Genomic DNA, 14685 nt, shown 5'->3' on the forward strand with positions numbered 1-14685 from the left:
GATTTATCCAATGCGCCCTACGGTGTGCAGAACCCAAACCATTACAAAACTGAGTAATACCCCAACAACACCTAACACCACACCAATACGAGCCATTTGGCTACTTTCTATATGGCCGGTGGCATGAGCCAAAGCATTTGGTGGAGTACTGATTGGTAACGACATACCGAGTGATGCTGCAAACGTGACCACTAAGATCAGCGTGACCTCCCCGCCTAAAGGTGTCAACGAAGTCATCGAAGTACCAAGCGCCGCCATAATCGGCATTAATAAGTTCGCCGTGGCCGTATGTGACATGAAGTTCGCCATCACTAAACACAATAAAGCCGCGCCAAACAAAACCACATATGGAGAAAATTCATCAAACGGAATGCTATGAACCATCAGCTTTGCTAACCCTGTTTTATCAAGGGCCAAACCCAGTGCAATACCGCCAGACACCAACCAAAGCACGTCCCAAGAAATTTTCTTTAAATCCTCTTTGTTGATGATGCCTGTCAAAGAAAAGACAGCGACAGGTATCAACGCCACTGTGTATGAGTTCATGCCATGCACAGAACCCATCAACCAAAGAGCTATCGTACCGGCGAATGTGACGTACACGATCATCGCTTTTGGCGTTTTCAAAAACTTGCTCTTAATGTTTAGGTCGATGGTCGTTTGCTCTGCTTTGTATAAGAAGCCAATAAGAAACCAAGCCAACGCCATCATCACAATCACGAATGGCACGCCAAATATCATCCATTCACCAAAGGTAATCAAGTTATCACCAACCAAGTACTTTAACGCGATGGCGTTTGGTGGTGTGCCAATAGGCGTACCTATGCCACCAATATTTGCAGCAACGGGAATGCATAACGCAAAAGCAATCTTGCCGGGATCTTTAGGGCCAAATACCGCAATCACGGGGGTAAGAATAGAGAGCATCATTGCGGTTGTCGCAGTATTAGACATAAACATTGAGAAGATAGCCGTAATCAACATTAACCCTAGCATGACAAATTTAGGTTGTTGCCCAAACGGCTTAAGCAGTACTCGCGCTAAGTTGACATCTAATCGATACTTGGTTGCCGCCATGGCCAAAAAGAACCCGCCAAGAAACAGCATAATAATTGGACTGGCGAACGTAGCCATGATCTCGTTATATTGCAAAAGCTGCCCAAAATGGGCCTGTCCTTCTTGTAAACGGAATAGCACGATACTTTTGTTTGAGACGAGTAACAGCTCGAGCACAATGATAACCACCGAAGTGGCGTAAATCGGAATGGGCTCAAACACCCAACATAAAGCAGCCAACAAGAATATCGCAATAACTCGCTGTTGGACGATCGTCATGCCGTCAAATGGGAAGGCAGATAAGGGCATTAACCAGATAAGCAATGGAATGAACGTTGGAATAATGTATTTGAGATAAGGGCGCATAATACTACTTCTCTTCCTGAGATGGTTGGCCATAAAACATTGGCGTTAGGAGTCTTATCCCCCAGCCGCAGTGATACGCCTTTTAACTGTTTCTATATGTTCAAAAAAGACGAACCATACCGTAGATAAGTACTTCAAGAAAAGATTATGCACATTGTTTCGAAACGAAATTTTGGAGTTAGATCAATGATTTTGTGTTCATATCAAAAAACATGTTATATCTGTGTTCAAGCTCACTAAATGCCCTAGTTAATAGTTTCCCTCACCACTTTTGTTAAATAATCCCCATAACTTCAACATGTTGCTGAACTTTAGTGACCCCACCCATTTCTTCTAAAAGGGCCGTTCACTTTGAGTGATTGCCAAATCCCCCTTTCCCTTTACTTAATTATCATAAGGCACTTCACTCAACATCCATATTTGTAAGGTTTGCGATACGTTAGGGCAAGAACCAAATAAAATCTGGTATTTTGGCTCAAACGGCTTGCCGATATAAGTAGTGCGAATGAGCTCTCCTGTTTTTACATCGACCTGAGTACTGACTCGTCCTTTAAAGTTTTGAAAGATGACAAACTGCTCGCTGTGGTAAACCATTTGCTCGCGATAAAATAAGAAGTGATCTTGCGGTGTTTCTATTAACTCACACTCCAACGGCTTTAGGTTAGGTATCGCGCTGGCATTGAACGCAATTAACAACGCTGAAAGAATCCATTCATATCGCATGGTGCTTGCCTACTCTGTTTGCTTTATCAAAGTATAGGACCGGATACTGGCCATCGTAAGCTACAATCGCATTCTCATGAATGTAAAAAGGCTTTGATTTTTGGAATCAAAGCCTTTTTTGTATGGTGATGCACCCTATTATTCATCGTCGGGCTCAAACACCACATTATAATTTTCAGTGTACGTACAATTAGGTTGGCGACTGCACGTGAAGAAACGTCGCCCTTTAAACTCGCCTTGAGTGGCCGTTTTGATTGTCATCGGGCTGCCACATTTCTTACAAAATCGAACTTCTTTATCTGGCTCAATCAAGTCAATGTGCGCGGCAAGCAAGCGTCGCAAGCGCCCTACTTGGTAGCTGTGTTTTATCGATACCCCCATTAAGGGCAAATTAGCGGTTTTGCACACATGAATCAGTAGCTTCTGACGCTCGACCTTGCCTTTACTTAACTCTTGTCCATTATCTAGTTCAAGAATCACACGCGGCTCTAACGTTCTAGGATCACAAATGACATAATCAAAGTAGCTTCTGGAGATGCGATTATTCGCAACAAAAAACTGCTTTTTGTCTTTAGTGCTTTTCGGGGCTACCAAACTCGACATATTGACTTTGGCAAACACCACCGCATGTTCACCCACTGCTGCTCTTAAAGCATTATAAAACGCGCCTTCTTGACCTCTTAACAAAGGCCCTTTTGAGCGATATGGATAGTCTCGCGTATCATCATTTTTAATGACGTACTTTTGAATAATAAAGAAGAAAACAACCAGAAGAACAACGATGATAAAAATGTTGGTCATAGATAAAGTGTGCCCAAAAACAACTAGTTGCTCAAAGCGTAAAGGGAAACCACTATTAGAGCAACTAAAGCTATCGATTTTAGACCGTAATAATGACGAGATTTTTAGAGCATAAATGTGTACAGAATAAAGCGAGCCTCGTCGCCTGAGCTAAATTAAATTCGTTTCATGTACTTTTACTTTTATTGGCTTGCGTCAGGCTGGTTCTCTGGCATCGCATCAATAAAAGCCGGTAGTTGATTACATGCTTGCACAACAGCGTTAATGGTTGAGTAAAGAGAGGTATCTATACCAAAGCGCTGTGCGTTATAAAATTGTGGTACCAGACAAACGTCGACAATAGATGGCGAGCTTGTCAGGCTAAACTTACAATCGCCATGCAATTTGCGATGCTTTTGAAGTTTCTCTTCTAATGCAGCAAAGCCTGTGTGAATCCAGTGATGAATCCACGCTGTTTTTCGTTTCTGCTCGCAGGCTAATTCTCTTTCTAGATACTGTAACACTCGTAAGTTGTTTAAGGGATGGATCTCCATCGCGATATCTTGAGCCATGGCTAACGCTTGGTAACGCAGTGGTGACTGTTGTGGGATAACCGCAATATCAGGGTAGTTTTCTTCAAGATACTGAATAATCGTCAGCGATTGATTCAGGTGTAAGTCTCCGTCCACCAGTACAGGCACCAACTCACACGCATTAAGGTGGTGATAACGCTCACTGTGCTGCTCACCGCCATTACGCACTAGATGTACCGCTTTGGACTCATAATTCAGTTGTTTTAAGTTCAACCCAATACGCACTCGATATGTCGCGGAAGATCGCCAATATCCGTATAAAATCATGCCGTCGCTCATTTGCTATTCCTAAGTCCTGTTGACCCGTCGAGGTGTCTTTTAGCGTTTTAAATATTGACTGACTTGCTGATCAATGGCACCAAAGAGAGTGTTACCTTCTGCGTCGAACATCTCTAACTTGATGGAGTCGCCAAACGACATAAAGTTGGTCAATGGTTTTCCATCGCGGATGGTTTCAATCATACGCACTTCAGCAATACAGGAATAACCGACGCCCCCCTCGACAATAGAAGTGCCGTATTCCGTACCTTGCTTGTTTGACACCGTGCCAGAACCAATAATGGTACCGGCTGATAACGGACGCGTTTTCGTCGCATGAACAATTAAATCGGCAAAATCAAACGTCATATCCACCCCTGCGTTCGGGCACCCAAAAGGCTCATGATTGTAAGTTGACACCAGTGGTAAGTGGACTTTGTTTTCGTACCATGCCCCGCCTAATTCATCTGGCGTTACCGCAACAGGAGAAAAGGCCGAGGAAGGTTTGGATTGGAAGAAACCAAACCCTTTGGCTAATTCCGCAGGAATCAAACCGCGCAATGACACATCATTCACCAACATAATGAGTCGGATCGATTCTTGCGCCTCAGCGATACTTGCGCCCATTGGTACATCCCCCGTGACAACAGCGACTTCCCCTTCGAAATCAATACCCCACTCATCACTGGCAAATTCGATATTGTCACAAGGACCAATAAACGCATCAGACCCTCCTTGGTACATTAATGGATCGGTCCAAAAGCTCTCAGGCATTTCTGCACCACGTGCTTTACGAACCAGCTCAACGTGATTGACGTACGCGCTACCATCCGCCCATTGATAAGCTCGTGGCAACGGAGATTCACAATAATGCGCCTCGAACTCTTCAAACCCAGCAACAGTACCGTTATTCAGTGCGGTATATAAGGCTTCTAGCTGCGGCGCTAAAGTTGTCCAATGATCTAGGGCAACTTGCATGGTTGGCGCTAAGTTCATCGGGTGAAAAACTTCCGTGACAGGGATACAGCGGGTTAAATCTTTGCTTACGACCATCAACAAACCGTCACGAGTCCCATTTTTTTTGGTTGCTAATTTCATTCTTGCCTCTTACTTCTTTTGCCAGCTATGGACGTATTCTTGGTTTTCTACTTTCTCCAACTCATCCGAAAACTGAAGTGCGTGGCGCGTATCTATCATTACCGCCACCTCGTCAGTAAACTTCTTCCTGTCTTCTCGTCCCGCTTTGAATGCCTTAGGGTGAGGGCCGTGGGTAAAGCCGGCTGGATGGAATGTCACCATGCCCGCCTCAATGTTGTCACGACTAAAGAAGTCACCTGCGTGGTAAAACAAGACTTCGTCATAATCGTCATTGTTGTGGTAAAACGGTACTTTGAGCGCTCCGGGATCACTCTCAATCGGACGAGGAACAAAGGTACACACCACAAATCCTGCTCCTACAAATGTAGTATGTGCGGAAGGCGGTAAGTGGTAACGATGTGACATAAGTGGACGAATATCACGCCAGTTCACTTTTACCACGGCCAAATCCCCATGCCAGCCAATGGCATCCAGCGGATTAAACGGGTAAGTGATCACACTGACTTTATCGTGACGTTTGACTTGCACCTGTGTTTGATTTTCCGAATATTGAGCGCGGAACGGGTCGTTGATGGACGGGATTTCCAAAACCGCCGGGTCAAACACCGCGTGATTTCCCACGATGCCCTTTTCAGGCAAGGTATAAGCCGCATCGGTGTTTTCTATCATCAAAATGAACATCGGTTCACTTGGCTCTAAGCGCCAGCTGGTTGAACGTGGGATCATCACATAATCCCCTTCACTCACCTGCAAGTGCCCGTAGTCACAGTAAAGGTCTGCCGTCCCTTGGTGGATAAATAACAACTCGTCACCATCGGCATTTCGCACCAAAAAATCCATCTTTTCATCCATGCGCCAAACACGAATCTTACAATCGTTGTTATGCAGTAAGCGTGGCACCGCCCAAGGCGTAATGTGATTGGCTTTTTCGACCAGATTGAAGTCGAAAGCGCGTGGACGCAGCTCACCTTCCCACTCCGACCATCCTGTCGGCGCATGTTGATGATGGAAATGTGCCGCCGGACCAAAGAACCCGCTTCGGCCTGCTTCGCGCTCAAAAATTGCCTCTTTCGGGAAATCTGCATGTGCTTGTTTAGAGCACACTCCCTCCCGATGAGGAAATGTGATCCATTTATGCATCGTTCAGTACTCCTCGGCGAATTTGGTCTTCTTCAATCGATTCAAATAGCGCTTTGAAGTTACCTTCACCAAAGCCCTCATTCCCTTTACGCTGGATAATTTCGAAGAACACAGGACCAATAACAGTTTGGGTAAAGATTTGCAGCAAAATGCCGTCTTTCATTGGCGCGCCATCAATAAGAATTTGCAAGTCACGCAACTTATTTACGTCTTCACCATGGCCTTCCACACGTTGGTCTACTTTCTCGTAATAGGTATCTGGCGTTGGCATAAAGTCCATACCACGCTGACGTAACGTTTTGACGGTTTCATAGATATCGTCTGTTGCTAACGCGATATGTTGAATACCTTCGCCATTGTATTCGCGAATAAACTCTTCGATTTGCGATTTGTCGTCAGACGACTCATTGATAGGAATACGGATCTTGCCACAAGGTGCAGTCATCGCACGGCTTACAAGGCCAGTGAGCTTCCCCTCGATATCGAAATAACGAATTTCGCGGAAGTTACCGATCCGCTCATAAAAGCCGGACCAAACATCCATATTGCCCTGTTTGACGTTGTGCGTCAGATGGTCAATCTCGTAAAGGCCAACATCCGCTTGCGATAAGCGCTCATCGGCATCAGCATAAAAACGGAAATCGACATCATAAATGCTCTGTTTTCCATAACGGTCAACAAAATAAAGCACGCTTTCGCCAATGCCGTAAATCGCCGGAATACTGAGTTCCATGGGACCAATTTCAGTCTTATATTCCTGACCGCCATTGTCCAGCGCATGCTGCATTGCCGCGGTTGCGTCTTTGACTCGAAACGCCATCCCACATACTGATGGCCCGTGCTCTTTCGCAAACTCTTCGGCTTGGCTATGCGGTTGTGCGTTGACGATAAAACTGATTTCACCTTGTCGATACAACCACGCTTTCTTTGAACGGTGCTGGGCAATTTCTGCAAAACCTAACGAGACAAACAAGGTTTTGAGTTGCTCAATACCTTTGCTGTCTGCCGCCGTATATTCAACAAACTCAAATCCGTCTGTGCCTAATGGATTATATGTGGCCATTATGACTTCTCCTTGTCTCACTCATTTTTTTGACCTTATTTCTCTAACTTGGCGCAGACAGTAAGAAATTGAAATACGCGAACGTAAATCTCTATTTTCGTGTTCATCACATCTAATTGTAAATTATTTGTTACGCTCACTGTGCGTATCTATACAACTGCAGCAAAAGCCAAATAAGTGAAATACTTTCAATTAATTAGGTCTCTATTTTTGCCTTTACGTCGAGATAAATATGTAAACAACTTGTTACCAACAGATTTTCTATGGCAACGTTGTTCTAAAAATAAAAGGACGCGGTGAGTCGATGGCGACTGATTTCCACTCCACCTACTTCCCCCAAAAAAAAGTGACGTTAAGTTTTCGTGATGACTTAAGCAGTTTGTGAGACTCACTGGTCAGAATCATGTCAGGGACACCCCTTTATTGATTCACCTCAGTTCCCTTAAAAATTAGCTGTGTCATAAGTAATGACCTGTTCCCTCTCGATCTCGTGCCACAGCGCAGCGATCTCGACCAGAAAAAGAGACATCCTAATGACACACATCAATCAAAAACGTCTAATTGAACACTTCTGCCAATTAGTACGCATTGACAGCGAATCAACAAACGAAAAACAAATTGCAACAACGCTGGCTGAACAACTGGGCGAATTAGGCTTTACGGTTCACAAACTTCCCGTACCTGAACACATTTCGAACGGCTTTAATGTGTATGCGCGTTTAGAAGGTAAAAAAGAAGGCTCTATCTTAATGAGCTGCCACATGGACACGGTGACGCCGGGCATCGGTATTGAACCTATTATCGAAGACGGCATCATTCGCTCCAAAGGTAATACTATCTTGGGTGGTGACGACAAATCGGGTATTGCAGCCATCATGGAAGCCGTTCGCTGCATCCAAGCCGAAAATCTAGAACACAAAACACTGGAGCTGGCCTTCACCGTCTATGAAGAAGGAGGCCTATTCGGCTCTCAATACTTCGATATGACACACGTAATGTCAAAAGAAGCGATCGTGCTCGATACTGGCGGCCCTATCGGCACCATCGTGACGGCAGCACCGGGCCAACAGAAAATCGTCGCGACGATTAAAGGCCGCCCAGCGCACGCTGGTCTTGCACCAGAAGAAGGCATCAGCGCCATCATGGTCGCAGCAGATGCCATCAGCCAGATGAAGCTGCTTCGCATCGACGAAGAAACCACAGCAAACATCGGGATGGTAAACGGCGGACAAGCGACCAATATCGTAATGGCAGAACTCAAAATAGTCGCTGAGGCGCGCTCTCTGAATGGCGATAAGTTGGATGCTCAGGTCAATCATATGATCTCAACGCTAGAGTCCGTATGTGAAAAACACGGTGCTGTGGTCGAAATCGAATCTAGCCGAGCCTACGACGCGTTTGTTATCGAAGAAGACAACGCACACGTCAGCGCCATCAAAGCCACTTTCGCCGAGTTGGGTATCGAAGCGTTTACCAAAGGCACTGGCGGTGGTAGCGATGCAAATAACTTCAATAAGAAGGGGCTTACAACCGTTAACCTCTCTACTGGCATGGCAAAAGTACACACAACCGAAGAGTTTATCGCCGTTGATGATATGGTGAAGATTTCAGAATTTGTGAAGTATTTCTTAGCGAAATAGTCACACTGGCTTAGCCGTTTTTACCTGCTCCCCTTCTTGAGTACGAGGGGAGCCATTGCCTTCAGTTGATCGTCTACATCAATTTTTATTTTATTGCTGAATTTTAAGCTACCGCAAGTGACTCCAGTCATATTCGATTTTATACTTTACTGGCAATTTTTGGTGTTTGTCTCAAATCGATATAAACTAGGCTCTTTTCTTCTTTTATGACTCACCACTATGTCCGACGCCGATATCGAACTACAACACATCTGGCTAGAAGTCCAAGCCCAACGATGGCAAAACCTTTCGCGATTTTTATTTAGCTACTTCTGCTACCAACACAACCTCGTCAGCAAAACCAACAAAGCCTGTTGGGAAACCGCACGTGCAAAACTGCCCACTTCAAAGTCCATCAAAACACGGAAAAATGCGGTTATTGAACCCTTGATTGCTGAAGAAACAATCGTTGGGTTGTTGAAGACCATGAGCAAAGATGGAGAGATGAGCTTTGGAGCAATGCAAGCAACAATTAATGAGTTTTTGCACTATGTTGTGATAAGCAAACAAGAAAAAAACCAGCTAAAATTGAACATGCCAGCAAGCTGGTATCAGCAGCAGCACAAACCTATCATGGCACGTTTTGCACAAGCCGGAATTGTAATTTAAGAGAGTCAACAAATGCCCCTACCTGTGGAGGGACACTTTCGAAGATCAATGGCGTTATTTCAACTCAATCCAAGTTTTGCGCTGTTGCTTGTCCATGTATGACCATGCCATAAAACGACTGACTTTCTGCCCTTGACTCATTTCAACCTCACGGATCGCTTTTACACCTAGTTTCTCTAACTGTTGGCGCATCGGACGGACGTTGTCTTTCTTGGATATAAGCGTGGTAAACCACAATACTTGAGCAGCAAATGCTTGGCTTTCGTTGGCCATTTTACGAATGAAAGCGGCTTCTCCACCTTCACACCATAGTTCGGCGTTTTGACCACCAAAGTTCAACGTTGGTTTGCTCCGCTTCACTTGGTCAGCTAGAGGTTTCACGCCTTTTTTACGCTGATTCGCTTTTAAATTGTCCAGCTTGCGTTGACTGCCCATCGCCGCCTCTTCTGCAGAACGGTGGAATGGCGGGTTACATGTCGTCACATCCAAGCGTTGAGCGGACCGAATAATACCGTGGAAAATGTTGGTTTCACTGGTTTGCTGTACCAGTTCGATCTTGCCGTTTAAACTGGCGTTACGCTCCACAATAGCTTGTGCCGACTCGATGGATTTCGGGTCGACATCACTTCCCATATAGTGCCAACTATATTGAGTAACCCCCACGATGGGATAAATGCAGTTAGCCCCGACACCAACATCAAGCGCACGTACTTTATGGTGTGGATATTTACCTTTGACTTCGCCATCAAGCAATTCAGCCACACGGTGAATGTAATCTGCACGGCCAGGGATTGGCGGGCACAAGTAGCCTTCTGGAATGTCCCAAAACTCAATATTATAATATGCAGCGAGCAGGGCTTTATTCAGCATTTTGACTGCGTTGGGATCAGAGAAGTTAATTGAATCTTCCCCTCTCGGATTCTTGATCACAAATGGCTTGAGCTTGGGTTCACTTACAATGAGTTTTTTGAAATCGTAACGACCACGGTGGGCATTGCGCTCATGCAATCCACTTTTGGCAATTTTAATAAAGTCCACTTCGCTTTTTTCTAGTGGCGATTTCACGTTGGCGGGTGCTTGACTTGCTTTTTTACCCTGCTTCGCCTTAGCCGCTTTTGGTGTGTGTTGTTTCACACCACGGTTATTATTCTTCATTCGAGTTCACTTTTAAATCGAGGAAAATCATAAACAGTCGAGCATCAAACTCCAATTGGTGATACTCCGGCTCCATATAACAACACAACTGGTAAAATGCTTTGTCGTGGTTCTTCTCCCGAGTATGCGCCAATTCATGTACCACCAGCATTCGTAACAATGGTTCTGGTGCATCCTTGAACACATTGGCAATACGGATCTCATTTTTAGACTTGAGATTACCACCATGATTTCGGCTAATTATGCTGTGCAATCCGAGCGCGTTGTTCACTGCGTGAATTTTTTTATCGTAGACCACTTTACTGATCGGCGCGGCTTTCTTCATATAGCGATTTTTAATTGCCATCGCGTACTCATAGAGTGCCTTGTCACTTTTGACCTGGTGCCTAGTGGGGTAGCGTTTTTCGAACCAAGAAATAAACTTCCCACTCTTTATCAGTGAGTTTACCTGTTCGGTGATGTTCTTCGGATAACCTTGAATATATCGAAGTGACGGATGCATAGATGTAACGTCTGCTATGACAAAAGAAAGGCGCTAAATATACCTGAGATAAGCCATAGTTTCACCTTGGGTTCATCTTTCATTTATCACGAAAGGTGGTTAAACTTCGCCTCCCAAAGATAATGGAGAGAAGGTGTATGCGTAGACTTGTTTTGTACGTGACAGACAAATGCCCTCATTGCAAAGATGCACAAAGGTACTTAGATTCAAAAGGTTACAAATACCGCTTAACCAACGCTAAGATGCAACGCGGTAGAAAAGAGTTAGACGCGATTGGCGCACGCTCACTTCCAGTACTAAAAATCGGCGACCAAGTGATGATCGGTTGGAATCCGAAGAATTTTGAAAAACTATACAATCGCTCATAGGAATACATGGACAACGCAATAAATGATTCGATTCGCTATAAAGAAGTGAGTGGAAACTCAACATGTTCCACAATCATGCTATATCAAAGTCTTGTAACAGATTATAATATAAAGAATATCAGCATAAGCAGAAACGACTTTCCCTCTTTCACCCTATGAAAGCCGTCCTTCCAATATGAGCCGAACGCGATGAGCGAGGAAACTTCCAACATGAACCAGCCATTACATTATAAAGAGATTTCTTGCGAACAATGTGGCAAATGTACAGAGCTTGATTTCGACTTTACAATGGCATTTCAACCCATTGTTCAATGCTCGTCTAAACAAATATTTGGTTATGAGGCGCTGGTTCGAGGCTTACAAAACGAATCTGCTTTTTCTATCATTTCTCGAGTCAACGACGAGAATAGATACCGCTTTGATCAACTCTGTCGAATAAAAGCAATTTCTTTAGCCTCGAAACTCAACATCACCACAATGGTGAGTATCAATTTCCTACCTAACGCTGTTTATCGTCCCGAACGTTGTATCCGAACAACACTACAAACTGCGAACGAGCACCACTTCCCTCTCTGTCAAATTATGTTTGAGTTTACTGAAGTTGAAAAGGTTGAAGACAACCAACATATAAAGCATATCGTTGACAGCTATAAAAAGTTTGGCTTTAAAACCGCTATAGATGATTTTGGTTCTGGTTATTCTGGGTTAAATCTGCTTGCTGACTTTCAAACGAATATTGCTAAGTTAGATATGGAATTAATTCGTAATATCGATACGGATACGGTACGTCAGGTGATCGTTAAAAATTGTGTCACTATGCTCCAGGAGCTGAATATTATACCTTTAGCTGAAGGCATTGAAACTCGAGGAGAGATGCTATTTTTACGCAGTATTGGGGTCGACCTGATGCAGGGTTATTACTTTGCAAAACCTGGCTTTGAATCATTGCCAGATGTGGACTTTAACCGCTTATAATTCAATTCTTTCAATGACACTGGGTTATCTCCCCTTTAAGTCAGGCCACCCTGTCAGAATTTTCTAACGCTCTTATTGATGGCAGAATCACGCTATACGTAGCGCTTAATAAACTCGATAAATGTTCGGTCAGCAATAGACAAATATCCCTGCTTTCTCCATGCCAACGCGAGATCAAGCGTTACTGGCGGATCGAATGGCACTCCGACCACTCCCTGTTCATTTTGCGTCACTAACTCAAGTAATGCGGTAATCGCAAATTCTTGCTTCACGATACTTAGGATCAAAGGCAATAAGTTCGTCTCAAATGATGATTTCATGGTAAAACCGTGCTCTTTACTCACTTGATCTAAAAACTCACGATGGAAATAACCGTGCTGAAACATAACCAAGTCGTGCTCAAAAAACACATCAAAAGACAGAGATTGCCTTTGAGCCAATTGATGCTCGGGTGACACCACGGCCACCATTTGATTGGTAAATAAATGGTCGATTTCCAAATCATCCGGCACATCCTCACAGCTGATCACACCGATATCCAGCTGTCCATTAAGCAGCATTCGACGGATAGACTGGGTTCCCGCTTCAACCAACGTCAGCTTTAAATTCGGAAATTGGCTTTTAAATGCCATCACGATACGAGGAAAAAAATAACTGCCCATCATCGAAGGTGTCCCTAGACGGACCTCTCCTTTTTCCAGACCTTTAAGCTCATCAATGGCAAGTTGTGCGTCGTATAGCTGTTGAATGACGCGTTTAGCATGCACCAACAAGGTTTCACCCTCGTTGGTTAGACTGATTTTTTTATCATCCCGACGAAATAACGTCACGCCCAAAGACTGCTCAAACTTTTTAATAGAAATACTTAGAGCAGGCTGAGCGATATGTAAAGCTTGAGCAGCATGAGTGATATTTCGATGCTCTGCGACCGCCAAAAAGTGTTTGAGTTGCTTCGATTCCATTAGATCAAAAATATATAGTGTTCATATTTTTAATATATTTTTTTTATTCAAGATGAACTGATAGATTGATCACAATCTCTCTTATTTGCTCCGATTAGGCAGAATTCATGGTCACTTTTGGTACGCCGGAATACAAACGTATTACGCTCTCTCTTGCGCTTGGCTCCTTTTTAGTTTTCTCCAATTTATACCTATTGCAGCCAATGCTGCCTGCCTTTGCGCGAATTTTCGCCATTTCAGAAACGCAAGTGAACTGGCTATTCGCAGCGTCAACACTGGCACTGTCATTCAGTCTCGTTCCCATGGCCGTATTGTCTGAATCGATAGGCCGTAAGCCCGTTATGATGGCTGGCTTGTTCTCTATTCCTGCTCTTTCTGGCCTAATGTTACTTGGCGATTCATTTTTATTTTTAGTAGTGTGCCGCGCACTCATCGGGATAGCACTTGCGGCCTTTGCGGCTGTTGCGGTTGCTTACATGGCCGAAGAGCTCGACAAACACGCATTCTCTATGGCAATCGGGACTTATATTGCAGCCAACTCGCTCGGTGGTATCGCGGGACGTATCAGTGGGGGGTTATTGACAGACAACTTCAGCGTCGATACTGCGATTAAGGTCATGATGGCTATCACCCTTATGGGAGTGATCAGTGTTTACTATTTACTTCCCGCACAACACAACTTCACGCCTTCATCAAGTAGCTTACGTCATCAAAATCGAGCCCTCATTGGTCACTTCCGAAACCGACGAGTGTGGTTCGCGATGCTTATCGGTGGCCTTAACTTCGCTTTGTTTGTAAACCTCTATTCTGTGATGGGGTTTCGACTGGTTAGCGCACCTCATAATGTGCCTGTCGGCTTAGCATCATTGATCTTTATCTGTTATTTGGGAGGGACATTCTCCTCTCGCTGCGCAGGCCACTGGAGTAAGCATTACTCGTCCATTTTCGGCATGTTTTTGGGCGCGATTGTGAGTATGTCAGGGATGTGGATTGCCGCCGTTGAAAACCTCACGGCAATGTTTATTGGTTTGTTATTAATCAGCTTTGGCGCCTTCTTTACTCACACGCTCAGCCTACGGCTGGGTAGGCAAAAGTGCGACACAAGCAAAGGCAACAGCAACCGCTCTCTACTTGGTTCACTACTATATCGGCGGAAGTTTTGGTGGGTTTTTACTGCTCTACTGTTGGCAGCATGGTGGCTGGTCCAGCGTTCTCATTGGCGGAAGCGTAGTCTATCTTGCAATGTTTGCCGCTATCGCATACTTAAAACACATTACTGAAAGCAAACGCATGGGTAAAACGACCGATCCGGCCAGTTTTAAGAGCAGTTAAACCGTCGCTCAGACTACAAAGTAGAA

The 14685-nt window shown here is 44.5% G+C and carries 14 protein-coding genes and 1 pseudogene; 5 read left to right on the forward strand and 10 right to left on the reverse strand.

Annotated features, from left to right (window positions below; genetic code table 11):
* Nucleotides 1-3: 3 nt before the first annotated feature.
* From AC3D28_RS04790 to hppD, 7 genes are all read right to left on the reverse strand, one after another.
* Nucleotides 4-1422: an SLC13 family permease gene (locus AC3D28_RS04790; RefSeq protein WP_488535716.1), complete on the reverse strand. Its 1419-nt coding sequence runs from the start codon at nucleotides 1420-1422 to the stop codon at nucleotides 4-6.
* Between the two features lie 384 nt (nucleotides 1423-1806).
* Nucleotides 1807-2145: a hypothetical protein gene (locus AC3D28_RS04795; RefSeq protein ID WP_488535717.1), complete on the reverse strand. Its 339-nt coding sequence runs from the start codon at nucleotides 2143-2145 to the stop codon at nucleotides 1807-1809.
* Nucleotides 2146-2283: 138 nt separating this feature from the next.
* Nucleotides 2284-2946, reverse strand: coding sequence for a DUF2726 domain-containing protein (locus tag AC3D28_RS04800; protein WP_098415493.1), 663 nt, complete (start codon nucleotides 2944-2946; stop codon nucleotides 2284-2286).
* Between the two features lie 182 nt (nucleotides 2947-3128).
* Nucleotides 3129-3797, reverse strand: a complete 669-nt coding sequence (gene maiA / locus AC3D28_RS04805) for a maleylacetoacetate isomerase (RefSeq protein ID WP_488535718.1) — start codon at nucleotides 3795-3797, stop codon at nucleotides 3129-3131.
* 39 nt (nucleotides 3798-3836) lie between these two features.
* Nucleotides 3837-4874, reverse strand: coding sequence for a fumarylacetoacetate hydrolase family protein (locus AC3D28_RS04810; RefSeq protein WP_488535719.1), 1038 nt, complete (start codon nucleotides 4872-4874; stop codon nucleotides 3837-3839).
* Nucleotides 4875-4883: 9 nt separating this feature from the next.
* Nucleotides 4884-6014 carry a homogentisate 1,2-dioxygenase gene (locus AC3D28_RS04815; protein ID WP_488535720.1) on the reverse strand — a complete coding sequence of 377 codons (1131 nt, stop codon included), beginning with the start codon at nucleotides 6012-6014 and terminating at the stop codon, nucleotides 4884-4886.
* Nucleotides 6007-7080, reverse strand: a complete 1074-nt coding sequence (gene hppD / locus AC3D28_RS04820; RefSeq protein ID WP_488536055.1) for a 4-hydroxyphenylpyruvate dioxygenase — start codon at nucleotides 7078-7080, stop codon at nucleotides 6007-6009. Before hppD ends, AC3D28_RS04815 begins: the two co-directional genes overlap by 8 nt.
* Nucleotides 7081-7610: 530 nt before the next feature.
* On the opposite strand from hppD, the gene AC3D28_RS04825 reads away from it, so the two are divergent.
* Both AC3D28_RS04825 and AC3D28_RS04830 read left to right on the forward strand, forming a co-directional pair.
* A complete protein-coding gene (locus tag AC3D28_RS04825; RefSeq protein WP_488535721.1) occupies nucleotides 7611-8717 on the forward strand; it encodes a M20/M25/M40 family metallo-hydrolase in 1107 nt (368 codons plus the stop codon).
* Between the two features lie 219 nt (nucleotides 8718-8936).
* Nucleotides 8937-9365 carry a hypothetical protein gene (locus AC3D28_RS04830; RefSeq protein ID WP_488535722.1) on the forward strand — a complete coding sequence of 143 codons (429 nt, stop codon included), beginning with the start codon at nucleotides 8937-8939 and terminating at the stop codon, nucleotides 9363-9365.
* Nucleotides 9366-9419: 54 nt separating this feature from the next.
* On the opposite strand, the gene rlmF is transcribed toward AC3D28_RS04830, so the two are convergent.
* Nucleotides 9420-10520 carry a 23S rRNA (adenine(1618)-N(6))-methyltransferase RlmF gene (gene rlmF, locus AC3D28_RS04835; protein WP_488535723.1) on the reverse strand — a complete coding sequence of 367 codons (1101 nt, stop codon included), beginning with the start codon at nucleotides 10518-10520 and terminating at the stop codon, nucleotides 9420-9422.
* A complete protein-coding gene (locus tag AC3D28_RS04840) occupies nucleotides 10510-11022 on the reverse strand; it encodes a M48 metallopeptidase family protein (RefSeq protein ID WP_488535724.1) in 513 nt (170 codons plus the stop codon). The genes rlmF and AC3D28_RS04840 overlap by 11 nt, the downstream gene beginning before the upstream one ends.
* A gap of 137 nt (nucleotides 11023-11159) precedes the next feature.
* Between AC3D28_RS04840 and AC3D28_RS04845 the strand changes: the two genes are divergently transcribed.
* Both AC3D28_RS04845 and AC3D28_RS04850 read left to right on the forward strand, forming a co-directional pair.
* A complete protein-coding gene (locus AC3D28_RS04845; protein ID WP_098415485.1) occupies nucleotides 11160-11390 on the forward strand; it encodes a glutaredoxin family protein in 231 nt (76 codons plus the stop codon).
* Nucleotides 11391-11600: 210 nt separating this feature from the next.
* Entirely contained in the window at nucleotides 11601-12365 is a 765-nt protein-coding gene (locus tag AC3D28_RS04850) for an EAL domain-containing protein (protein WP_488535725.1), read from the forward strand.
* A 92-nt stretch (nucleotides 12366-12457) separates the two neighbouring features.
* On the opposite strand, the gene AC3D28_RS04855 is transcribed toward AC3D28_RS04850, so the two are convergent.
* Complete coding sequence (locus tag AC3D28_RS04855; protein ID WP_488535726.1) at nucleotides 12458-13327, reverse strand: LysR family transcriptional regulator; 870 nt, start codon at nucleotides 13325-13327, stop codon at nucleotides 12458-12460.
* Nucleotides 13328-13434: 107 nt separating this feature from the next.
* Between AC3D28_RS04855 and AC3D28_RS04860 the strand changes: the two are divergent.
* A pseudogene (locus AC3D28_RS04860) lies at nucleotides 13435-14659 on the forward strand (MFS transporter).
* Nucleotides 14660-14685 lie beyond the last annotated feature (26 nt).

The sequence above is a fragment of the Vibrio sp. TAP-3B genome, assembly GCF_057784735.1.